This is a genomic window from Pantoea allii (assembly GCF_002307475.1).
In the GTDB taxonomy this organism is placed as follows: Bacteria; Pseudomonadota; Gammaproteobacteria; order Enterobacterales; family Enterobacteriaceae; genus Pantoea; species Pantoea allii.
The window spans coordinates 1-23,446 of record NZ_NTMH01000053.1; the positions used below are offsets into that span (position 1 = coordinate 1).

The 23,446-nt window shown below is 54.2% G+C and carries 17 protein-coding genes and 2 rRNA genes; 6 read left to right on the forward strand and 13 right to left on the reverse strand.

From position 1 onward, the window contains the following. Both CMR03_RS22820 and rrf read left to right on the forward strand, forming a co-directional pair. A 23S ribosomal RNA gene (locus CMR03_RS22820) occupies nucleotides 1–2,727 on the forward strand; the annotation flags it as partial. Nucleotides 2,728–2,935: 208 nt separating this feature from the next. Further along, nucleotides 2,936–3,051: ribosomal RNA gene (gene rrf, locus CMR03_RS22825) — 5S ribosomal RNA — on the forward strand. 342 nt (nucleotides 3,052–3,393) lie between these two features. Here the strand turns inward: rrf and CMR03_RS22830 are convergent. After that, complete coding sequence (locus CMR03_RS22830; RefSeq protein WP_181377140.1) at nucleotides 3,394–3,861, reverse strand: Lrp/AsnC family transcriptional regulator; 468 nt, start codon at nucleotides 3,859–3,861, stop codon at nucleotides 3,394–3,396. Between the two features lie 127 nt (nucleotides 3,862–3,988). Between CMR03_RS22830 and CMR03_RS22835 the strand changes: the two genes are divergently transcribed. Then, nucleotides 3,989–5,029 carry a zinc-dependent alcohol dehydrogenase family protein gene (locus CMR03_RS22835; protein WP_096012735.1) on the forward strand — a complete coding sequence of 347 codons (1,041 nt, stop codon included), beginning with the start codon at nucleotides 3,989–3,991 and terminating at the stop codon, nucleotides 5,027–5,029. Nucleotides 5,030–5,249: 220 nt separating this feature from the next. Then, entirely contained in the window at nucleotides 5,250–6,545 is a 1,296-nt protein-coding gene (locus CMR03_RS22840) for an MFS family transporter (protein ID WP_096012736.1), read from the forward strand. A gap of 45 nt (nucleotides 6,546–6,590) precedes the next feature. Here the strand turns inward: CMR03_RS22840 and pssA are convergent, their stop codons facing one another. From pssA to trxC, 4 genes are all read right to left on the reverse strand, one after another. Further along, entirely contained in the window at nucleotides 6,591–7,949 is a 1,359-nt protein-coding gene (pssA, locus tag CMR03_RS22845; RefSeq protein WP_172823911.1) for a CDP-diacylglycerol--serine O-phosphatidyltransferase, read from the reverse strand. A 96-nt stretch (nucleotides 7,950–8,045) separates the two neighbouring features. Next, nucleotides 8,046–10,721: a bifunctional acetate--CoA ligase family protein/GNAT family N-acetyltransferase gene (locus CMR03_RS22850; protein WP_096012737.1), complete on the reverse strand. Its 2,676-nt coding sequence runs from the start codon at nucleotides 10,719–10,721 to the stop codon at nucleotides 8,046–8,048. A gap of 108 nt (nucleotides 10,722–10,829) precedes the next feature. Further along, nucleotides 10,830–11,510 carry a tRNA-uridine aminocarboxypropyltransferase gene (locus CMR03_RS22855; protein WP_096012738.1) on the reverse strand — a complete coding sequence of 227 codons (681 nt, stop codon included), beginning with the start codon at nucleotides 11,508–11,510 and terminating at the stop codon, nucleotides 10,830–10,832. A gap of 81 nt (nucleotides 11,511–11,591) precedes the next feature. After that, complete coding sequence (gene trxC, locus CMR03_RS22860) at nucleotides 11,592–12,011, reverse strand: thioredoxin TrxC (RefSeq protein WP_063880693.1); 420 nt, start codon at nucleotides 12,009–12,011, stop codon at nucleotides 11,592–11,594. A 159-nt stretch (nucleotides 12,012–12,170) separates the two neighbouring features. On the opposite strand from trxC, the gene CMR03_RS22865 reads away from it, so the two are divergent. Further along, nucleotides 12,171–13,289: a tRNA/rRNA methyltransferase gene (locus tag CMR03_RS22865; protein ID WP_096012739.1), complete on the forward strand. Its 1,119-nt coding sequence runs from the start codon at nucleotides 12,171–12,173 to the stop codon at nucleotides 13,287–13,289. Between the two features lie 54 nt (nucleotides 13,290–13,343). On the opposite strand, the gene CMR03_RS22870 is transcribed toward CMR03_RS22865, so the two are convergent. After that, complete coding sequence (locus CMR03_RS22870) at nucleotides 13,344–13,748, reverse strand: winged helix-turn-helix transcriptional regulator (RefSeq protein WP_096012740.1); 405 nt, start codon at nucleotides 13,746–13,748, stop codon at nucleotides 13,344–13,346. 113 nt (nucleotides 13,749–13,861) lie between these two features. Between CMR03_RS22870 and CMR03_RS22875 the strand changes: the two genes are divergently transcribed. Continuing rightward, entirely contained in the window at nucleotides 13,862–14,911 is a 1,050-nt protein-coding gene (locus CMR03_RS22875; protein ID WP_096012741.1) for an NAD(P)-dependent alcohol dehydrogenase, read from the forward strand. A gap of 67 nt (nucleotides 14,912–14,978) precedes the next feature. On the opposite strand, the gene emrB is transcribed toward CMR03_RS22875, so the two are convergent. From emrB to proV, 7 genes are all read right to left on the reverse strand, one after another. After that, entirely contained in the window at nucleotides 14,979–16,514 is a 1,536-nt protein-coding gene (emrB, locus tag CMR03_RS22880; protein WP_096012742.1) for a multidrug efflux MFS transporter permease subunit EmrB, read from the reverse strand. Nucleotides 16,515–16,530: 16 nt separating this feature from the next. Next, nucleotides 16,531–17,703: a multidrug efflux MFS transporter periplasmic adaptor subunit EmrA gene (gene emrA, locus CMR03_RS22885; protein WP_063880688.1), complete on the reverse strand. Its 1,173-nt coding sequence runs from the start codon at nucleotides 17,701–17,703 to the stop codon at nucleotides 16,531–16,533. Between the two features lie 148 nt (nucleotides 17,704–17,851). After that, nucleotides 17,852–18,382, reverse strand: coding sequence for a transcriptional repressor MprA (gene mprA / locus CMR03_RS22890; RefSeq protein ID WP_063880687.1), 531 nt, complete (start codon nucleotides 18,380–18,382; stop codon nucleotides 17,852–17,854). 270 nt (nucleotides 18,383–18,652) lie between these two features. Further along, entirely contained in the window at nucleotides 18,653–19,852 is a 1,200-nt protein-coding gene (locus CMR03_RS22895; protein ID WP_096012743.1) for an MFS transporter, read from the reverse strand. Nucleotides 19,853–20,000: 148 nt separating this feature from the next. Then, nucleotides 20,001–20,999: a glycine betaine/L-proline ABC transporter substrate-binding protein ProX gene (gene proX / locus CMR03_RS22900; RefSeq protein ID WP_063880685.1), complete on the reverse strand. Its 999-nt coding sequence runs from the start codon at nucleotides 20,997–20,999 to the stop codon at nucleotides 20,001–20,003. A gap of 59 nt (nucleotides 21,000–21,058) precedes the next feature. Continuing rightward, nucleotides 21,059–22,210, reverse strand: coding sequence for a glycine betaine/L-proline ABC transporter permease ProW (gene proW, locus CMR03_RS22905; protein WP_096012744.1), 1,152 nt, complete (start codon nucleotides 22,208–22,210; stop codon nucleotides 21,059–21,061). After that, nucleotides 22,203–23,402: a glycine betaine/L-proline ABC transporter ATP-binding protein ProV gene (gene proV / locus CMR03_RS22910; protein WP_096012745.1), complete on the reverse strand. Its 1,200-nt coding sequence runs from the start codon at nucleotides 23,400–23,402 to the stop codon at nucleotides 22,203–22,205. Before proV ends, proW begins: the two co-directional genes overlap by 8 nt. Between the last annotated feature and the right edge of the window lie 44 nt (nucleotides 23,403–23,446).

A 23,446-nucleotide genomic window follows, 5' to 3' on the forward strand; every position in this document is an offset into this window, starting at 1 on the left:
AACCGGGGGAACTGAAACATCTAAGTACCCCGAGGAAAAGAAATCAACCGAGATTCCCCCAGTAGCGGCGAGCGAACGGGGAGGAGCCCAGAACCATCATCAGCTTGTGCATCAGTGGAAGCGTCTGGAAAGTCGCAGGGTACAGGGTGATACTCCCGTACACAAAGGTGCACAGGTTGTGAGTTCGATGAGTAAGGCGGGACACGTGGTATCCTGTCTGAATATGGGGGGACCATCCTCCAAGGCTAAATACTCCTGACTGACCGATAGTGAACCAGTACCGTGAGGGAAAGGCGAAAAGAACCCCGGCGAGGGGAGTGAAACAGAACCTGAAACCGTGTACGTACAAGCAGTGGGAGCCTTCTTTATGGGGGTGACTGCGTACCTTTTGTATAATGGGTCAGCGACTTATATTCTGTAGCAAGGTTAACCGTATAGGGGAGCCGCAGGGAAACCGAGTCTTAACTGGGCGTTAAGTTGCAGGGTATAGACCCGAAACCCGGTGATCTAGCCATGGGCAGGTTGAAGGTTGGGTAACACTAACTGGAGGACCGAACCGACTAATGTTGAAAAATTAGCGGATGACCTGTGGCTGGGGGTGAAAGGCCAATCAAACCGGGAGATAGCTGGTTCTCCCCGAAAGCTATTTAGGTAGCGCCTCGTGAACTCATCTCCGGGGGTAGAGCACTGTTTCGGCTAGGGGGCCATCCCGGCTTACCAACCCGATGCAAACTGCGAATACCGGAGAATGTTATCACGGGAGACACACGGCGGGTGCTAACGTCCGTCGTGAAGAGGGAAACAACCCAGACCGCCAGCTAAGGTCCCAAAGTCATGGTTAAGTGGGAAACGATGTGGGAAGGCACAGACAGCCAGGATGTTGGCTTAGAAGCAGCCATCATTTAAAGAAAGCGTAATAGCTCACTGGTCGAGTCGGCCTGCGCGGAAGATGTAACGGGGCTAAACCATGCACCGAAGCTGCGGCAGCGACACTATGTGTTGTTGGGTAGGGGAGCGTTCTGTAAGCCGTCGAAGGTGTGCTGTGAGGCATGCTGGAGGTATCAGAAGTGCGAATGCTGACATAAGTAACGATAAACAAGGTGAAAAACCTTGTCGCCGGAAGACCAAGGGTTCCTGTTCAACGTTAATCGGAGCAGGGTGAGTCGACCCCTAAGGCGAGGCCGAAAGGCGTAGTCGATGGGAAACAGGTTAATATTCCTGTACTTGGTGTTACTGCGAAGGGGGGACGGAGAAGGCTATATCAGCCGGGCGACGGTTGTCCCGGTTTAAGCGTGTAGGTGTGTGTTCCAGGCAAATCCGGTTCACTTTACACTGAGGCGTGACGACGAGGCACTACGGTGCTGAAGTGATAAATGCCCTGCTTCCAGGAAAAGCCTCTAAGCATCAGGTAACACAAAATCGTACCCCAAACCGACACAGGTGGTCAGGTAGAGAATACCAAGGCGCTTGAGAGAACTCGGGTGAAGGAACTAGGCAAAATGGTGCCGTAACTTCGGGAGAAGGCACGCTGGCGCGTAGGTGAAGGGACCTGCTCCCCGAGCTGAAGCCAGTCGAAGATACCAGCTGGCTGCAACTGTTTATTAAAAACACAGCACTGTGCAAACACGAAAGTGGACGTATACGGTGTGACGCCTGCCCGGTGCCGGAAGGTTAATTGATGGGGTTAAGCGCAAGCTGAAGCTCTTGATCGAAGCCCCGGTAAACGGCGGCCGTAACTATAACGGTCCTAAGGTAGCGAAATTCCTTGTCGGGTAAGTTCCGACCTGCACGAATGGCGTAATGATGGCCAGGCTGTCTCCACCCGAGACTCAGTGAAATTGAAATCGCTGTGAAGATGCAGTGTACCCGCGGCAAGACGGAAAGACCCCGTGAACCTTTACTACAGCTTGACACTGAACACTGAGCCTTGATGTGTAGGATAGGTGGGAGGCTTTGAAGCGTGGACGCCAGTCTGCGTGGAGCCAACCTTGAAATACCACCCTTTAATGTTTGGTGTTCTAACGTAGGCCCGTAATCCGGGCTGCGGACAGTGTCTGGTGGGTAGTTTGACTGGGGCGGTCTCCTCCTAAAGAGTAACGGAGGAGCACGAAGGTTGGCTAATCCTGGTCGGACATCAGGAGGTTAGTGCAATGGCATAAGCCAGCTTGACTGCGAGAGTGACGGCTCGAGCAGGTGCGAAAGCAGGTCATAGTGATCCGGTGGTTCTGAATGGAAGGGCCATCGCTCAACGGATAAAAGGTACTCCGGGGATAACAGGCTGATACCGCCCAAGAGTTCATATCGACGGCGGTGTTTGGCACCTCGATGTCGGCTCATCACATCCTGGGGCTGAAGTAGGTCCCAAGGGTACGGCTGTTCGCCGTTTAAAGTGGTACGCGAGCTGGGTTTAGAACGTCGTGAGACAGTTCGGTCCCTATCTGCCGTGGGCGCTGGAGAATTGAGGGGGGTTGCTCCTAGTACGAGAGGACCGGAGTGAACGCACCGCTGGTGTCCGGGTTGTCACGCCAGTGGCACTGCCCGGTAGCTAAGTGCGGAAAAGATAAGTGCTGAAAGCATCTAAGCACGAAACTTGCCCCGAGATGAGTTCTCCCTGAGCCTTTAAGGCTCCTGAAGGGACGTTGAAGACGACGACGTTGATAGGCCGGGTGTGTAAGCGCAGCGATGCGTTGAGCTTACCGGTACTAATGACCCGTGAGGCTTAACCTTACAACGCCAGAGGCGTTTTGGTTGAGAGACGATTGAATTTTCAGCTGTGTTTACCGGAAAAGAATTTGCGGAAACGACAGATTTTGCGGCATGAGAAGGCGCAGAGCGATGACGTCAGCGGGAGCATACTGAAGTATGTGACCGGTGCGGCAGAGCGAATGCAACGCGTTCATGGCGTAAAAGAGTCGTTTCGTGCACAAAGAATTTGCCTGGCGGCTGTAGCGCGGTGGTCCCACCTGACCCCATGCCGAACTCAGAAGTGAAACGCCGTAGCGCCGATGGTAGTGTGGGGTCTCCCCATGCGAGAGTAGGGAACTGCCAGGCATCAAACAAGTGAAGAAGCCCTGAACGAAAGTTCAGGGCTTTTTTACGTCCCTAACCTGCGGAAAGCGGGGCGTCAGGCCGGTTATGCTGCGCAGCCGGGACCGCGCGAGCGCCGTCCGCGTCATTCAAACCGCCGGGCCGGGATAAAACGGCGCGTGAGAAAGCCGGATGGCGTGTCCGTCGTAACGTAAAAAACTTACTCACAGACGCTCTCACTCCCTACAATAAGTGAAGAAGCCCTGAACGAAAGTTCAGGGCTTTTTTACGTCCGTAACCGGTGAAAAGCAGGGCGTCAGGCCGGTTATCTTGCACGGCACCTGGCGTTATAAACCTGCACCACCGCTAGACCGGCAACGGATGCGTTTTTTTTACTTCTCTCAGTGATATAGAAGAATTAATACTCAGAATTCCGGGTAATTTACGCAATTCCTTTTCAATAAACAGACTGTAATGGTCTAAATCCCGCGCCACGACCTGTAAAAGAAAATCGGCTTCACCGGTGATGTTGTGACAGGAAAGTACGTAAGGATTGGCCGTGATCCGTTCTTCAAAGTCCCGGGTTGCTGCCTCACTGTGCTGACTGCAAACCAGACGGACAAATGCCATCACGCCAAAGCCCACCTTTCTGCGGTTAATCACCGCCTGATAGCCTTCAATAAATTCCTCATCTTCAAGCCGTTTCAGTCGTCGCCACGCCGAGGCTGGACTTACGTCCAAATCCTGAGAAAGCTTAAGGCTTGATACTCTGCCGTCCTGCTGGAGATAACGCAGCAGCGCCAGATCTTTCTTATCCAGAATGCTCACTGACATATCCACTCATTTTTAGCGTATTTAATGAAGGATAATTTCATAATTAATTATTCAGCTGCAATAGCTGAAAAGTAATTTCCTGATCGAAAGGTATAATTTTAAAGACACCTACGATGAGGGTTTACTGATGAAAGCTGTCATATACGAGTCATTTCTGTCGCCACCACTACTGAAAACGGTGCCGGACCCCACTCCCGAGCCCCACGGCGTGGTGATTCGGGTCAAAGCGACCGGGGTTTGCCGAAGTGACTGGCATGGCTGGGTGGGGCACGATCCCGATATCCCTTTGCCACATGTGCCAGGACATGAATTTGCGGGCACGATAGAAGCTGTTGGCAGCGCGGTGACAAAATGGCGGCCTGGCGATAATGTCACGGTGCCCTTCGTGTCGGGCTGTGGTTTTTGTCACGAGTGTCACTCAGGCAATCAGCAGGTTTGCGATCGTCAGTTCCAGCCAGGTTTCACTCACTGGGGGTCTTTCGCAGAATATGTGGCGGTACAGCAGGCGGACTTGAACCTCATCGCGCTGCCGGACACACTTAACTTCACTACCGCAGCGAGCCTCGGATGCCGTTTCATCACCTCGTTCAGGGCAGTAGTCGATCAGGGAAGAACGTCTGCAGGGCAGTGGCTTGCCGTCCACGGCTGTGGTGGGGTTGGCCTCTCCGCCATCATGATTGCGAATGCACTTGGGGCAAACGTGGTAGCGATTGATATCGCGGAGGATAAATTGCAGCTGGCCCGGGATTTGGGTGCCGTCGCCGTCGTGAATGCTGCACGTGTGCACAATGTGGCAGAAGCCATCAAAGACATTACCCAGGGTGGAGCGCATGTTTCCCTGGATGCACTCGGTCATACGGTCACCTGCGTGAACTCCATTAACTCACTAAGAAAAAGAGGCAGGCACATCCAGATAGGCCTGATGGCGGGTGAACATAGTGCACCGCCTATCCCAATGGCCAGGGTGATTGCTAATGAACTGGAAATTATTGGCAGTCATGGCATGCAGGCCCACCGCTATGACGTCATGATGAATATGATAGCGGCGGGAAAACTCCGCCCTGAGAAGCTCATTGGCAGAACCATTAACCTTGAGCAATCCATAGAAGCGTTAATGAATATGGATAAGTTTGAATCGCCGGGGGTAACGGTAGTCACCGCGTTTTAACGGATTAACACGACCTCTTCCTCGTCATTGATGTGCATGTGGACGGGAAGAGGCCGCTGGCCTCCCCTCCCTGCGCGACTGAAGATTTCAGTTGTTTCAGGGAATTAACAACACATGTCACATTTTGTCATATTCAGACAACACATCTTTCCGTTTCCGCCATGACCGTGCTTTACTCAACGCTTTAACGCTGCTTATCAGCAAGGAGCCGAGGCATAGCATGTCAGACGTGATCAAGAATCAACAAGCGCAGGTGCTTGACCAAAAAAAACGTATCTGGGCCATCGTAGGCGCATCTTCAGGTAATCTTGTCGAATGGTTCGACTTTTATGTGTACTCGTTTTTCTCACTCTACTTCGCCCACATTTTCTTCCCGCAAGGTGATACCACAACCCAGTTATTGCAAACAGCAGGCGTATTTGCCGCAGGCTTTTTAATGAGGCCAATTGGCGGCTGGTTATTTGGCTATATCGGTGACCGCCACGGGCGCAAAAAATCGATGCTGATCTCTGTCTGTATGATGTGTTTCGGCTCCCTGGTGATTGCCTGCCTGCCGGGCTATGACAGTATCGGGATCGCCGCACCGATCCTGTTATTGCTGGCGCGTATGTTTCAGGGACTGTCAGTGGGCGGAGAGTACGGTACAAGCGCAACGTATATGAGTGAAGTGGCGCTGGAAGGGCGGAAAGGGTTTTACGCATCGTTCCAGTACGTGACATTAATTGGCGGACAATTAGCTGCTGTGCTGACGGTGGTAGTGCTGCAGTTTATGTTAACCGATCAGGAGCTACGTACATGGGGCTGGCGCATTCCGTTCTTCCTGGGGGCGATGCTCGCCGTGGTAGCGCTGTGGCTGCGTCGCTCTCTGGACGAAACTTCCGATAAACAGAGCCGTGAGCATCGCGATGCCGGCAGTGTCATTGGCTTATTACGTAACCACACGAAACCTTTCCTGATGGTGCTGGGTTTTACGGCGGGCGGTTCGTTGAGCTTCTACACCTTTACCACCTATATGCAGAAGTACCTGGTGAACACTTCAGGCATGGATGCCAAAACCGCCAGTGGATTGATGACCGGCGCTTTACTGGTTTACATGCTGCTACAGCCCATTATTGGCGGCCTTTCCGATAGGATTGGCCGACGCACCTCCATGATGATTTTTGGTGCGGGTGCGGCGATTTGTACGGTACCTGTCCTGACGCTGCTGCAAAACGTACAAAGTCCCGGTATTGCCTTTGCCCTGATTATGCTGGCGTTACTGATTACCAGCTTTTACACCTCAATCAGTGGGATTTTGAAAGCAGAGATGTTCCCGCCGGAGGTTCGAACGCTCGGCGTTGGGCTCTCTTATGCGGTGGCAAATGCGATCTTCGGTGGATCTGCAGAATACGTGGCGTTACTGATGAAGCACAACGGTATGGAGACCACGTTCTTCTGGTACGTTTCCGTCATGGGGGCGTTGGCGTTCCTGGTGTCGCTGCTGCTACACCGGCACGGAAAAGGCATTAAGTTGTAACAGGGCAGACAGAATGCCGCAGTCAGGCTGCGGCATTCTGGATCTTCACAGGATACGGCTGATGAGCCGATCGATACGAATACGGCGCAGACGGCGAATCAGCTTACGCACCTTCGCCGGGTAGTCAGCAATGCTTTCCAACTCACGGAAGTGCCCAACAACCCTGGTGTGTTGACGAATCAGCATCAGCTCATGCTGTCGCTGCTCGGTCAACTGCTGCAGAGGATCGTGAATCAGGACCGCATTCTCCAGATCCAGTCGCCATGCGCGCGGATTAAGATTGTTGCCCGTAATAAGCTGCCACTCATCGTCAACCCACATGCCTTTCAGGTGATAGCTGTTTTCACCGTCTTTCCAGAGACGCACGGTCAGTTGACCGTTGCTGACGTAATACTGCAGGCGGCTTAAAAAACGACGCAGGTTAATTTCGTAGAGATAGGGCAAGGCACCGATGATTTTAAACGGCTGATCGGGCGCGATATAGAAGTCATTCGCCGTTTTATCCCCCACGATAATCTCAACTTCTTTACCCTGGCGTAAAAGGGCAATGATATTGCGCACCAACAGTGCTGGCAGGTTGAAATAGGGGGTGCAGATGGTGAGCTTCTTTTCGGCGCACGGCATTAAATGAAAAATGGTCTTATTCAGCAGGCTGCGCTTACCCAACCCGACCAGCGGTGTGACGGCGAGTTCATCGTTACCGGCATTACCTTCAAACTGATAGTTAAAGCCGCGTAAGTCCTGACGAAACTGACGCGTTTCATTTTTGATTTCCGGGCTGGATGGACGGTCAGCATAGTCCAGGCGATTGACCGCCTCTGCATCTTTCAAATGCACATTCATCCATTCGAACATGGTATCGGTCAGCGCGGCATTACGGATGAGTTGATAGCGGTCGTAGCGGTATTTGTCGTGCTGATGCAGGTAAACGTCATTAATGCTGGCGCCACTGTAGAGCAAGGTATCATCGATAATGAAACCTTTCAGATGCAGTACGCCCATTGCTTCGCGAGTATTAACCGGAATGCCATAGACTGGAATCACGTTATCGGGATGTAGCTGGGCCATCTCGCAATACCAGTCGGCATTAGTAACACCGCGTGCGGCACCAATGCGACCCCGTTGCGCGCGGTGCCAGTCGACTAAGATACTGATATCCAGCTGTGGACGAGCCATTTTCGCGGCATATAATGCATCCATAACGGCCCGACCCGCATCGTCATTTTCCAGATAGAGTGCGACGATACAAATGCGCGATTGCGCTGACGCAATCTTTTCCAAAAGCGTCTCGCGAAATTCGGCAGGCGAATATAACGTCGACACATCCGCAACAGATTGTGACAGTTTAGGCAGCTGTGCGAGGTGTTGTTGGTGTTTATTGCGTTTAAATTTAGACAACATCACAGTGCACTTCTTCTCGGTTCATTGTATGGCCTTTTGCCACCAAATCAGGGTCATAACGCTAAATAATAACATCAACCACGGCTAACGGGGCGATTTTTACTTTTCTCTACACGGTAAAGTGACATTATCCTGTAACAAAAGCTTCAGGCTGACGATGCCATCGTCCATCTGCACATCTACGCTAAAGTTGAGTTTTTTCGCCAGTGTGACCATGCCGCGGTTGCCGGGCATGGTAATGCCATTCAGTTGTTGCAGACCATGGGCGCGTGTGTAACGAATCATTTTTTCAAGTAAACGTCGTCCCATTCCCAGCCCTTTGAGATCCGAGCGCACCAGCACCGAAAACTCCGCGTCAATGTTGTCTGCATCAGAAATGGCGCGAGTGACACCGATAATTTCCGGCTGCCCCTGATGCTGACGAACCGCAACAATTGCCATTTCCCGGTCGTAATCAATCTGCGTCATATTGGCCAGATCCTCATGGGTGAACTCATTAATTTCACTGAAATAGCGGTAGTAGAGATCTTCTTTGGTGACCTGACTGATGAAGTCGCGCAGAAGCGGTTCATCTTCGGGCAGGATGGGGCGGAATAAACAGTGCTGACCGTCCTTCAGTTCTACCTGCTCTTCCAGATGCTGAGGATAAGGACGTATGGCCAGACGCGTTTCACTGTCACCGGTAAAAGGCGCAAGCGTCAGCGTGACGTCCAGTAAGGTGAAATCACTGCCCGCCGCCAGCAGCGGATGAATATCCAGGCGTTGTATTTCCGGGCAATCCACCACCAGGTTAGAGACCTGCACCAGCAGTTGGCTCAGGCCAGCGACATCCAACGGGATCAGGGCACTCCGGCTGCGGATCTTGCCGCTTTTGATTGCCTGAATCACCAGATAACGCGCCAGCGTCATATTGAGCGGTGGTAAGGCCACGGCGGCCTGCTTCTCGGCCTGCCACTCTACGCCGCCTTCACCCAGCATGATGATGGGGCCAAACAGGGCATCCTGCTCCACCACGACCCGCAGTTCCTGAGCACCGGCCCGGTTGGCCATGCTTTGTACGACCAGCCCTTCAATCCGTGCGTGCGGCAGCGTTTGTGTTACGCGGTCAACGATAGCATCAGCCGCTCGCTTTACTTCCGCGGCGTTACGCAGATAGAGCATTACGCCCTGTACCTCAGACTTATGCGCCACATCGGGCGAACGCAGCTTCAGTGCCACCGGATAACCGATTTGTTCGGCGATAGTGACCGCGTCCTCACTGTCTTTGGCAATCCAGGTCGGTAGCGTCGCCAGACCGTAGGCTTTGAGGACGGGCTGCACTTCATGCGTGTCCAGAGACAAAATGCCCTTGTCCAGCGCCTGGGACAGCAGTTGGTGAGCCTGAGCGCTATCCTGCGTCAGGTTTACCGGCAAGGCAGGGGTTTCCCGCAATAACTTCTGGTTACGCCGGTATTCAACCTGATGCATAAACGCGGTGACGGTTCCTTCCGGCGTACGCCAGGTGGGAATGCCAGCCTGGGTAAAAGCCCGTCGTGCCGCCAGAGAAGAGTATTCGCCGCACCAGTTGGTCAACAGCGTAAGCTGTTTGCCGCGCGGATGCTGATGAATCAGCTGGATGATTTTCTCTGCGGTTTCAGTCGCCGGGGCGACGGCACTGGGGGCATGAATAATCATCAGGGCATCTAAATCGTGGCTGTCGAGCAGAACGGTCAGACAGGCCAGGTAGCGTTCCGGCGTTGCATCATCTTTTAAATCAACCGGATTGCCGTGGCCAACGCCTTCTGGCAGCACGGCATTGAGCTGCTGTACCGTTGGCTCACTCAGCGTGGCGAGCTTCCCGTTGCGGGCATAGAGTTCATCCAGCGCCAGTGCAGCGGGTGCTGCGCCATTGCTGATAATCATTAGCCGGTGCCCGCGTGGTGGACGCATATGGCTTAACGACTCCACCGCCGTAAACAGCTCGTGCGTATCCTGCACGCGTAATAAGCCCGCGCGCTGGATAGCCGCATCCCAGGCGGCATCCAGACCGCTGTGTGTGCCGAGCAGCGCCTGTGCCTGACGGCTGCGCCCGCTTTTGATGATCAGAATAGGCTTGTTACGGGACGCGCTGCGGGATGCTGAAACAAAGCGACGGGCATCACTGAGGTGTTCAAGATAAAGCAGAATCGCACTGGTTTTGCCGTCGCGGGCAAGAAAATCCAGCAGATCGTCCACATCGGTATCCAGGCTGTCACCCAAGGCGATAAACCACGAGAAGCCAAGGTTGCGCTGCTGCGCCCAGTCAAGAATGGTGTTGGATACGGCTGACGACTGCGAAATAAACGCGATGCGGCCTTTGGCGATAGGTACAGGAGAAAAGCTGGCGTTAAGGCCCTGCCATGGGGCCAGTAATCCCAGACTGTTGGGACCCAGCAGACGAATCTGCCAGCGGCTGGCACACTGTTTTAACTCGGCTAACTGACTGGCAGGCGCGGAGAGGATAATACAGGCTTTACACCCTTTCTCGCCAAGCTGCTGTAACAGCTCAAGGTTTCTTTTGTGATGGGTACAGATCACCGCCAGGTCCGGGGCGAAGGGCAGGCTGTCAATGTCAGGCCAGGCCAGCACACCGCTAACCGCTTTATATTTTGGCGTCACCGGCAGCACCGGGCCGCTAAAGCCACCCGCCAGCAGATTACGCATCATAAAATAGCCTGCCCGTCCCGGCTTGACCGAGGCGCCGATTACCGCAATCGATTTGGGTCGTAACAGCGCTTCCAGCCCACGTTGACTCATCACCTTCTCCATTCATCGAGATTTAGGTGAGTGTAAACGCTTTTAGACTTTTTTACCGTCGGGCAGATCCCAGCCTGAATAACGACAATCAGCCTGCCAGGGCGCGCATTACCGCGCCTGGCCGGGATGATGCGGCTTACCCGCAAGGTAAGCCTGACGGAACTGCTCAAAATGCTGGGTTAATGCCTGTGCCGCCTCCGTATCGCCCGCCTGCTCCAGAAGCGCCGCCGCGATCTCTGCGGTACAGTGCTGGCCTTCGCCATGCGCTTCGCGCAGTCGGTAGCGAGAAGGGGCCGTAACATTGAGCGAGATCAGCGGAAAGCGGTCAAGCCAGGGGCTTTTACGAAACATCTTCCGCGCTTCGTTCCAGGTGCCATCCAGCATAATAAACAGCGGCGGTTTACCCGCAAGCGGCGGCGAGTGGATAACCTCGCGGCCTTCATCCGCATACGAGGCAGGAAAAACCACTAGCGGTTGATAAGCCTCATCGGCAACGGCTTCCAGCAATGCGGGATCGGGCTCGGTACGTGACCAGCCAAATGCCTGGGTGTCCGGTAACACATCGGCAATCAACCGGCCCGTATTACTCGGCTTCATGGGTTCGGTATCAAACATCACCAGGCAAAAGCGACTGCGGGCAGACTGCACCTGGATGCTGGCGCACAGGCAATTTATTTCAGGCAACAGGCATCCCTGGCAGCGGAGCACACGATTCCCGCGTGCCAGAAAGGGACGCGTGGCACGGGCCAGGCGTTGGGCTCGTAAACGCAAAACGGCATTATCAGACATGATTATTCAGGACAGGAAAAAGCGTAGTGTAATCGAAGCGTCGGACAAAGGGAAAAGGCCAGCCAGGCTGGCCTGTCGTGCTTACAGGGATTCGTCGAGCCACTCGTTGAAAGGGGCTTTCGGCATGGCACCGTTTAAGACATCCACCATCTCGCCGTTCTTAAACACCATGATGGTCGGGATGCTGCGAATGCGGAAACGACTGCTCAGAGCCGGTTCTGCCTCTGTATTCACTTTGATAAAGCGGACTTTACCGCTGCGCTCCTGAGCGACATCTTTAAACACCGGGGCGAAGTTAACGCAGGGTCCGCACCACGGGGCCCAAAAATCCACCACGACCGGCAGATCGTCCCGCAGATAGCTGTCCAGCGTTGCGGCCGTCGCGTTAATGACATCGCCCGAAAACAAGGCTTCACCGCAGCGACCACATTTGGCACCCTCGGCAAGCCGTTCTTCGGGAACGCGATTGGTTGCCTGGCAAGACGTGCATACCGTATTCATAAAAACCTCTGATAATGATGTAGAGCACTTTGCTCAATATTGTCCATTATGAAAGGGTGATAAGATCGGCTCAATGTGGATTGCTCTATAGGTTCAATAGTTGATAGCTAAGCGCAGTCACATCAGGTAATCTTCGCGCTCTCAATGCAGGAGGAAGAAATGAACGACGAATTTAAAGGCAAAAGTGGTAAGGTCAAAGTCATGTATGTGCGTGGCGAAGATGAGCAAGGCGCGCGTGCGCCGAATCCTCGTACAGGCAAAGGTGGCCGTCCTGCTGCTCGTCGTGAAGACAATCGTCGTTCATCTGGCCCGCGTACTGAGCGTAGTGAAGACGGCGGACGCAGTACGGGCCGTCGCAGCGACAGCGCACCACGCCGCAGTGACAGCGCACCGCGTCGCAACGATCGTGGCAGCGACAATCGTGATGCCTACGGCAGCAGCGATTCACCCTGGCGCACCGTATCCCGCCCACCGGTAGCCGAAGACACCAAACCCGAAAATCCTGGGATTGGCGGTAAAGGCGTGGTTGACGTAGAGCAGATTCGTCGTCAGCGTCTGGAAGAAACCCGTGTTTATGGCGAAAACGCCTGTCAGGCACTGTTCCAGAGCCGTCCTGAATGCATCGTCCGTGCATGGTTTGTGCAAAGTGTGACGCCGCGTTTTCGCGATGCGCTGCGCTGGCTGGCGGCTAACCGCAAAGCCTATCACGTGGTGGATGACGCAGAGATCACCAAAGCTTCCGGTACTGAGCACCACGGCGGCGTCTGCTTCCTGATTAAAAAACGCATGGGCATGGACGTGGCCGAGTGGCTCAGCAAGGCCGAAACCAAAGACTGCGTGCTGGCGCTTGAAGATGTCAGCAATCCCCATAATCTTGGCGCTATCATGCGCAGCTGCGCGCACTTCGGTGTGAAAGGCCTGCTGGTCAACGATGCCTCTCTGCTGGAATCGGGTGCGGCGGTTCGCACGGCTGAAGGCGGAGCCGAACATGTTCAGGCCATCAGCGGTACCACCTTCAATGAAGGCCTGGAAGCGTTCCGCAAAGCGGGTTACACCATAGTGACCACCTCAAGCCATCAGGGGACGCCGCTGTCTAAAGCTGAGTTGCCTGCCAAAATGGTACTGGTGCTGGGACAGGAGCGTGAAGGTTTGTCCGACAGCACCTTCCAGCAGGGTGATATGAGCCTGTCAATTGGCGGCACCGGGAATGTTGAAAGCCTGAACGTGTCGGTGGCAACCGGCGTACTGCTTGCCGAATGGTGGCGTCAGAACGCCTGACCGTGCTATTAAATGATGGCGCCGTTAAACGCGCCATCCATTGTCTGTTTCCCGTCAGCCCGTATCTTTTTCAGCGCCAGACGCCGCGCGCTGAACCTGTTCATCCATCTCATCAAGCGCCCGCTGATTATCCAGCCCCCACTGATAAAGCTGTTCCACCGGTTTTGCAAAACGGTTGCCCAGGGCGGTTAACTGGTACTCCACTTTGGGTGGGATCACGTCATAAACATGACGGGCGATTAACCCTCGCTGCTCAAGCTCCTTCAGCGTCTGAAACAGCATCTTTTTCGATATTCCCTGCAGGCTCCGCTGTAGTTCGCCCGTGCGCGCCCGTCCGCCGGGCCAGTGGTACAAGGCATGCAGCACCATCGGATTCCACTTGGCAGAAAAAAGATCCATCAGTCGGCGCGGTGGCGAATCCACATAAAAAACCAGTTTACCTTCTACCCAGGCAGGCATCGTCAGCGCACTCCTTTTATGGTCACCAAATGGTAACTACTATCAATAATGAATCCGTTTAAGTAGAGTTTGCCGCCCTCAGTTATATAAAGCCAGTCACTATGAGAGGCACGATGAAAATTAATGCACTAGTCGCCCAGGATGCAACCCAGCCGCTTACGTCTGGGCAAATAGCGCTGCGCCCGCTTCAGCCGGAGGATGTCAGAATCGAAATTCTTTACTGTGGCGTTTGCCACTCAGATTTGCACATGGCACGCAACGAGTGGGCGGCAAGCCATTATCCCCTGGTGCCGGGACATGAAATTGTGGGACGGGTGGTTGAAACCGGTCACGCTGCCAGTCGGTTTGCACCTGGTGATATTGTGGGGGTGGGCGTAATGGTGGATTCCTGCCGCACATGCCATTTTTGTCAGCAGCAGGAAGAACAATATTGTGAGGCCGGCTTCACCGCCACCTATAACGGTACGGATAAATACACCGGTGACCGGACATGGGGCGGTTATGCCGAGCACGTGGTGGTCGATCAGGACTTCGTGGTGTCGGTGCCACAGCACCTGCCGCTGGCTGGTGTTGCGCCATTGTTGTGCGCTGGCGTAACCGTGTGGTCACCGCTGCGCCATTTTAACGTTAAAGCGGGCGATAAGGTTGGCGTCATTGGCTTAGGCGGGTTAGGGCATATGGCCGTGAAGCTGGCACGTGCCCTGGGCGCTGAGGTCACGCTTTTCACCACGTCGCCAGGCAAAGCCGAGGACGCCCAGCGTCTCGGTGCCCGTCATGTGGTGGTGTCACGCGATGCCTCGGCGATGCAAGCCAGCCGGAATGGGCTGGATCTTATCCTTGACTGTGTGGCGGCCCCTCACGATCTTGATCCTTACCTGGCGACGCTTAAAACCAATGGTCGCCTGGTGCTGGTGGGTATCCCGGACAGTCCGCACGTTTCACCGGACGTGACGCCGATGGTGTTCCGTCGCTTAAGCATTAGCGGCTCATCGATTGGCAGCATTAAAGAAACGCAGGAGATGCTGGATTTTTGCGGCGAGCAGAATATCACGGCGGACATTGAGATGATTCGCGGAGAGCAGGTCGAAGAGGCCTTCACGCGAATGCTAAAAGGTGACGTGAAGTACCGTTTCGTGATTGATATGAAAGCGACGCGCTGGTAGCCAATACAGGTTCTGGCATGCATCACCGCCACGCCAGAACCTGCCACAAGGCTACGCGCTGTTACGACTAGTGCGCGCCACCCGCACCGCCACCGGCGGTAAAGGGTGGACGGGCAAACCAGATCAGCACCAGCAGTATCAGAAACACGCCTGCCGAGGCCCAAAAAATCTCGTTGGCAGAGATGATCAATCCCTGATTGGTGATCTGCTGCGCAATGTACGCCGAGGCTTGCTGATGCGTCATGCCCATCCCCTCCAACTGACTGTACGTCTGCTGCGCATTGACGTTATAAGGCGTCACCGATTCGCTGAGAGTACTGTGGTGCATTGCCTCACGATCCGTCCACATCGTGGTGGTGATCGAGGTCCCGATTGAACCCGCCAGCGTACGCACAAAGTTTGACAAACTGGATGCCGCTGCCATCCGGTCGGGTGTCAAACCCGACAGCGTAATCGTGGTAAGTGGCATAAAGAAGCAGGCGACCGCGAAGCCCTGAATAAATTGCGGCCAGGCTGATGCACCAAAATCCATGCCCGGTTCAAACGTGTAAGCGCGCCAGTAGAAACAAACGGCATACATGATGAAACTGAAGGTGACCAGTTTCCGCATATCAAGCTTATGGGAGAACCGACCAATAATGGGCGACAGGATGACAGGAATAATCCCGACTGGCGCGGAGGCCAGCCCTGCCCAGGTGGCGGTGTAACCGTAGACCTCCTGTAGCAGCTGCGGCAAGAGAACGATCGATCCAAAATAGAGCATGTAGGCCAGGCTAAGGGACAAACAGCCTATGGTGAAGTTGCGCGATTTAAACAGGGCCAGATCGACGATAGGGTGATCGTCTGTCAGCTCCCAAATCAGTAACATCACCAGCGCCAACACCGCCGCAATCGTCAGGACGATAATTTCTGTGGAGTTAAACCAGTCCAGCTCTTTACCGCGATCCAGCATCACCTGCAACGAGCCAACCCCGACAACCAGCAGCACCAGGCCAACGGTATCGATAGGACGAATTTGCGTTTCGGTTTCACGACCGCGCAGGGTTTGCAGCGTGAGCATAATGACCACTACACCAATCGGCACGTTGATAAAGAAGATCCAGCCCCAGTGATAGTTATCACTGATCCAGCCGCCGAGAATGGGGCCGCATATGGGGGCCACAATCACTGTCATCGCCCAGAGTGACAGGGCGATACTGCGTTTTGCGGGCGGATAGTTATTCAGCAACAGGCTTTGCGACAGCGGGATCAACGGACCTGCAACGATCCCCTGAATCACCCTGAAGAAAATCAGCATTTCCAGGCTTTTCGACATGCCGCAGGCCCAGGAAGCCAGCGCAAACAGGATGGTCGACCAGGTAAAAAGTTTGACTTCACCGATGCGTTTGGCCAGCCAACCCGTTATCGGAATCGAGATGGCGTTTGCCACCCCGAAAGACGTGATGACCCAGGTACCCTGGGAGTTTGAGGCCCCCAGATTACCCGCAATGGTCGGTATAGCAACGTTAGCAATGGTGGAATCCAGAACCTGCATGAACGTCGCCAGGGATAGCGCAATGGTCATTAAGACCAGCGGCATCCCTTTGAGCGGTGCTTGTGCCATTACAGCCTCCGGGTCATCATCCGGCGTTCGCGTGGACGATATCGGTAATCAGCTTATTGACCGGTGCAAGGTCAATGGCCAGGGCGTTGCTGCTGTAGGCAGCCTGCTGACGAACGCTGGTAGCCAGTGCGCTGCCGTCTTTATTATCGGTATCAATTTCTACCAATGTTGACAGCCCGATACGCAGAGGATGTTTAGCCACTTCGTCCTGGTTCAACTCAATACGGACCGGCAGTCGCTGAACCACTTTGATCCAGTTACCAGTGGCGTTCTGCGCCGGTAACAGCGAGAACGCGCTCCCGGTGCCCATATCCAGACCCACGACTTTACCGTGGTACACCACATCGTCACCGTAAATGTCCGCCACCACGGTGGCCGATTGGCCGATACGCACGCCAGCCAGCTGTGTCTCTTTGAAGTTAGCGTCCACCCACAGGTTGGTTGCGGGTACGACCGCCATCAATGGGGTGCTGGTGCTGATCTGTGAACCGACCTGCACGCTGCGGCGAGACACATAGCCATCCATCGGACTGCGAATCTCAGTACGTTGCAGCGCCAGCCAGGCGTCACGCAGTTCTGCCGCACTTTGCTTCACTGCGGGTTGGTTTTCCAGAGACGTATTCAGGATCACCGCCTGATTGGCGTTGTACTGCTGAACCGCCACATCCAGCTCCGCTTTCGCTGAAGCCACGGCATCGCGCGCGTGTTGCAGTTCTTCACGCCCAATCAGGTTAGAGGCACCCAACGGCTCGCGACGTTTCAGATCGGCCTGTGCCTGATCTAACGCGGTCTGACGGAGATTAATCGTTGCCTGATATTGCTTTGCATTGATCATCTGTTGGTGCACCTGACGCACACTGGTTGCCAGCCCGGTCTGCGCTTTTTCAAACGCCTGCTGTGCGTCGGTTTTATCCAGCGACACCAGCACATCACCTTTTTTGACGTAATCGGTATCATCAAACCAGACTTTATTCACGCTGCCTGATACCTGGGCCATGACCTGCACCTGGTTACCGGCGACATAAGCATCATCCGTTTCCTGATAGTGGCGCAACACTAAATACCAGTAAACGCCCCACGCAATGCCAAGCAGTATGACCACCAGCGCCAGTAATATCAGCGCACCTTTGCGCTTTTTCTTCTTGTTATTGACTGGTTGATGCGGGCTTTGCGCCTCTGTTGCACTCATTTATTTCTCCACGTTTTCCACTATGTCGGCGGGTTAAACTCCGTTTTCACCTTCGCCCGAGCCAAAAAAGCCAGCGACTAAGCGCTGGCCGGATAAAAGAGGGTTAAAATAACGATTTCGTCAGGTGATTGTGTCGCAGATCTTGCTATTACCGTGAAAGGGAAGCCGTTAGTTTATCTTCTTCCATTTTATCCAGACGGGTAAGCAGCTTGCGGGTGATGTTTTCCAACTGCGATTTCTCATCGCCGGTCAGAGAAGACCACAGGTATTGCAGGCTCTGATGCTGAGGTGGCAGCACCTGTTGCAGAAACGCATTGCCTTTGTCGGTCAAATGAAGATGCAGGCAACGACGATCCTGAGCGCTCTCACGACGTTCAATCCAGCCGCGCTTTTCCAGCTCATCAGCGATACGTGTTGCATTCGTCCGTGATGAACCCAGCGCGGTGCTCAGTTCAGAGGGCTGGATGCTCTGATCTTCCTGTGCATCAAGCGTCAGTAACGCCATAAACAGGGTTTCATTAATTCCCTGTTCTTTAAGCATTTTGTTGCGATTGTCCAGCAACTTACCCTGCATGTGCATGCAAAGACGCGTCAGGAGAATCTCCTGGAAGGGAAAATCTGCATGACGATTTGCACGGATATTTAACATCTGCTCAATGGGCGTAAACGAACTTTCCATTAGAAAAAACCTCACTAATTTCAACTTTTATAGTAACCACGGTGGCAGCATTATGGGTGAGTGACCGGGTTCTGAAACCCCATCCTCAGGCTGTCGCACTGTGGTGATTCACGATCTGTCCTTGACCCCAGGGTAAAGGTTTTGCGCATCTATTCCATACGCGTTGGTCGTACAGTGAAACGGTACGACATCAAATGATTACGAAAGAAAAAATAACTTACGTGAATAACTTTGGGCCAACGATAGCAAACTCACACTCTGCTGAACAGGCTAAATCACACTATTCGGGCTATTCGCCTGTTCCAGACCACGATTCCGCCACCAGATGATCAAATTCAGGGAAGTCAATATCGCCCCGGCCACACAGACGCCATACCAGCCTGCCAGATAGTAGGCATTTGCCGACAACAATGAGCCTAGCGCACCGCCAATAAAGTAGCTGGTCATATAACCGGCATTCAGGCGATTGCGTGCTTCAGGCAGACGCGCATAAATGACGCTCTGGTTGGTGATGTGCACGGCCTGAACGGCAAGATCCAGCAACAAAATGCCGATAATCAGCGCCACAAGATTCTGCGCGCCCCAGGCGATCGCTGCCCATGACAACAGCATAATCAGCAAGCCTGCGCTGGTGGTGAGTCCGGCCTTACCTTTATCCGCCAGCGAGCCTGCCTTTCTGGCGGCCAGCGCACCGGCTGCACCGACCAGCCCCAGCAGTCCGATTTCCCCTTCCGTGAACCCATAGGGTGCGGAGGAGAGCAGGAACGCCATGGATGTCCACAGGATGCTGAAATTCGCAAAGGTCAGGCAGCCGCTATAAGCCCGGGTACGCAGCACCGGATCGGCCGCATACAACTGAAAGATGGAAACCAGAAGCTGGCGGTAATTTAGCGAGACAGACGGCGTAATGCGCGGCAGAGTGCGCCACAGGGCCAGTGCCATCAGCAGCATCAAGACGCTGGCGACCCAGTAGACGGTTTGCCAGCCACCCAACTGTGCCAGGCCGCCCGAAACGGTTCGTGCCAACAGGATGCCCAGCAGCAGTACGCTCATCACCGTGCCAGTGACTTTTCCCCGTTTTTCCGGCGCGGCCAGCGTTGCGGCCAACGGCACCAGAATCTGTGCCGCGACGGAAAAGAGCCCGGTGATCACCGTTCCCAGCAGCAGAAAGGGGAATGATGAAGAGAGGGCAATGATCACCATGCCAACCGCAGCCATCACGATCATGCCAACAATCAGGCCGCGCCGTTCCAGCATGTCGCCGAGCGGGACCAGTAACAGCAGCCCACAAGCATAGCCAAGCTGTGCGGTGGTCACAATGAACCCGGCGAGCGCGACAGATAAGTCGAAGTGCTGCGCAATGGTGTGGAGCAGTGGCTGAATATAATAATTGCTGGCGACACACAGGCCGGTGGCAACGGACATCAGTCCCACCAGGGCGGGCGTTAAACCAGGACGAGAGGTTGTCATAGAGAGGCTGAGGTAAAAATTAATAATGTGACGTTAATAATAACCTAAAAAATTATTTGAGGGCTATGTTTATGTGGCGCGTGGATGGACAGGTGATGGCGAAAAAAAAGGGCGAACCACCGTCCGCCCTTCGTCAGTCAGTTGTGCCTTATTTAGCGGCAGCGCGGGCGTCGCTAATCCACTGATCAAACTGTGCCTGATGGCCTTTGATCCAACCGTCTACGTGACGATTGATATCCTCTTCCGAGTTTTGCCCGGCATGCATGGCTGCATTTTCCGCATTGATATCATTAATCGGCAGTTTCATGTCGGCAAACAGTTTGGCTGCGGCCGGATTTTTTTCCGCCCAGGCTTTGTTGGCAACGATGTGCATCGTGTTGACCGGGAAACCATAGTTCGCGCCGTTAGCCAGTTTGGTATCCACGCCTTTTTGTTCGCCCGGTAATGAGGAGAACGGCACCTGGAGCCAAACGACGTCGCGGCCCGGTTTAAGCACATCACTCAGCCAGTAAGGCGTCCAGGTGTAGTACAGAATAGGTTTTCCCTGTTTAAAGCGCGCCAGGGTGTCCGCCACCATTGCCGAGTAGTTGCCCATGTTAGCGGTGACTGTTTTACTCAGACCATAAGCCTCATTCTGGTGATTAATCACCGCCTCACAGCCCCAGCCTGGCGTACAGCCGGTCATATCCGCTTTACCATCCCCATTACTATCAAACAGCTGGGCAATTTTCGGATCTTTTAGCTGGGCGATATTGGTGATGTGATACTTCTCAGCGGTTTTCTTGTCGATGAGATAGCCTTGAGCCGCACCGGAGACGTAGGTTCCCTGGCGATAAAACTTATTGCTACCGCCTGCGGCTTTATACATATCGTCATGCAGAGGCTGCCAGTTGGTCGCCAGGAAGGTCGCATCGCCAGACGCAATGGTGGTATAGGCAACGTTGTAATCCACTTCACTGGGTTTCTCGACGGTATAACCCAGTTTCTCCAGGCCACGGCTCACCAGCAGCGTCTGAAACGTTTCTTCAGCAATCGTACTCTGTACCGGTTTAACCGTAATGCCTTTACCGGGCTGATCGGCGGCGAACGTCTGAGAAGCGGATAAAGCCGCCAGAATGGCAACTACGGCAGGGATCGTCTTGCGCATGGTTATTCCTCGTTTTTGTTGTCGCGTTAAAGGCGGCAGATAACGGCCGCCTTTACTGTTCAGGATTTACGGAAGGGACGTGTCAGCAGGCCAATTGGCCCGGTGTGATACCAGTGGCGGCTGCCACGGCTGCGTTTGTCACGCGCCACCGATTGGGTCAGGCGGTCAAGGATGATGGCCAGAATCACGATGCCGACACCGCCCACGGAGGCCAGGCCCATGTCCAGACGACCAATGCCGCGTAGCACCATCTGGCCCAGTCCACCGACGGCAATCATGGAGGCAATCACCACCATCGACAGCGCCAGCATCAGCGTCTGATTCACGCCGGCCATAATGGTTGGCATCGCCAACGGCAACTGGACTTTGAACAGCAGCTGATGCGGGCTGGCACCAAAGGACTCACTGGCTTCGATCAGGTCGGCAGGAACCTGCTTGATCCCCAGAATGGTCAGCCTGACAATCGGCGGCAGGGCAAAGATAATGGTGACGACAACGCCCGGCACATTACCAATACCAAACAGCATGACAATCGGAACCAGATAAACGAAGGCCGGTGTGGTCTGCATCGCGTCCAGCAGCGGGCGCACAATTCTTGCCGCGCGTTCACTGCGCGCCAGCCAGATCCCCATCGGCAAGCCAATGATGATGCAAAACAGCAGGGCCGTGAGCACCAGCGCCAGGGTAATCATGGCCTGCGACCAGGCACCAATAGCGCCAATGGCGATCAGCGAAATCAGCGTGGCAATGCCCATTGCCGGACTGGCGATTTGCCAGGCGATTAACGCAAACAGCGCGATAGCAACGGGCGCGGGCATACCCAGCAACAGCTGTTGAAACGCGCTGAGGATATAATCCACCGGCACGCGAATACTTTGAAAGACCGGGCGGAAATGATTCACCACCCAGTCGATCCCTTCGGTTACCCAGTGATCCAGCGGAATCCAGGTTTTATGGAAGGGGTCAATGAGCGAGAAATGGTCAGCCTGGGGCGCGGGCGCGTTGTTCAACCAGTCGGTGCTGCTGGTGGAGCCTGTCGCGGCACTGCCATCCGGGGTGCCCCACGCATCTGCACCGCCGGTGGCTGCATGATGGCTGCTGTCGGCGGCACTGCTCTGGTCTGCGGCACCAGACCAGGGATCGCTATTCTGGCTGCTCTGTGTATCCGTTGCCGCCGCGTTATCCCATGGGGTTGATGTCTCTTTACTCATTGCTGGCTCCTTCACGATCTAAAGCACGTAAGAGCGTGCTTTTGGAGATCACGCCGACGTATTGATTTTCTTCTCCCACCACCGGAACGGCACAGGGTGCCTGCGCCACATGTGAGAGCAGTTCATTTAACGAGGTCGTGGCAGGAACCGCCGTGGGCGCGTCGAGCAGGGCGCTTTCCAGCCCTTGTCCTGCCGCCAGCGCCGCTTTAAGAGAGTCGGTTGACACTACACCGATGAATTTCTGTTTTTCCAGCACGTAGCCGAACTCACGATCTTCATCCTGCAGCAGTTTTATGGCCGAGCGCGGGCCTAAACCGGCCGCTTTACGGATCAGCGCGCCAGCATTACGGCGTGCAATATCGTTAGCGCTGAAAACATGGCTGATATCGACACCGCGGAAGAACGTACGGACGTAATCATTGGCCGGATTATTCAGAATTTCGTCAGGTGAACCCACCTGGACGACTTCGCCATTTTGCATAATGGCAATGCGGTCGCCAATGCGCATGGCTTCATCCAGATCGTGTGAAATAAACACGATGGTGCGCTGATGTCTGGCCTGTAATTTCACCAGCTCATCCTGCATTTCGGTACGAATTAAGGGATCGAGCGCAGAGAAGGCTTCATCCATTAATAAAATATCGGGATTAATGGCTAAAGCACGAGCCAGACCTACACGTTGACGCATTCCGCCTGACAGCTCATCAGGATAGGCATGGGCATAATTTTCCAGCCCAACCTGACGCAACGCCTCAAGGGCTTTTTCCTGCCGTTCCACCAGGGGCGTTCCGGCTAATTCCATACCAAACGCGGCATTATTTAACACGTTAAGATGCGGCATTAATGCGAATGACTGAAACACCATGCTGATCTTATTTCGGCGAACCTCCCGCAGTTCGCTGTCCGATATTTTCGCAATATCGACACCGTCAATAATCACCTGGCCGCGCGTCGGCTCTATCAGACGATTGAGAAGGCGAACCATGGTGGATTTTCCTGAACCGGATAACCCCATGATGACGAATATCTCGCCTTCTTCAATGGCCAGACTGGCATTTTTGACACCCAACGACAAGCCTGTCTTTGCGAGTATCTCCTCTTTGCCACAGCCCTTATCAATATATTTAAATGCCCTCTGTGGATTATCGCCAAATACCTTATAAAGATTTTTTACTTCTAATTTAATTGTCATGCGATAGTGAAGCCCTGATTAAATTATTTTAATGTGAAATGACG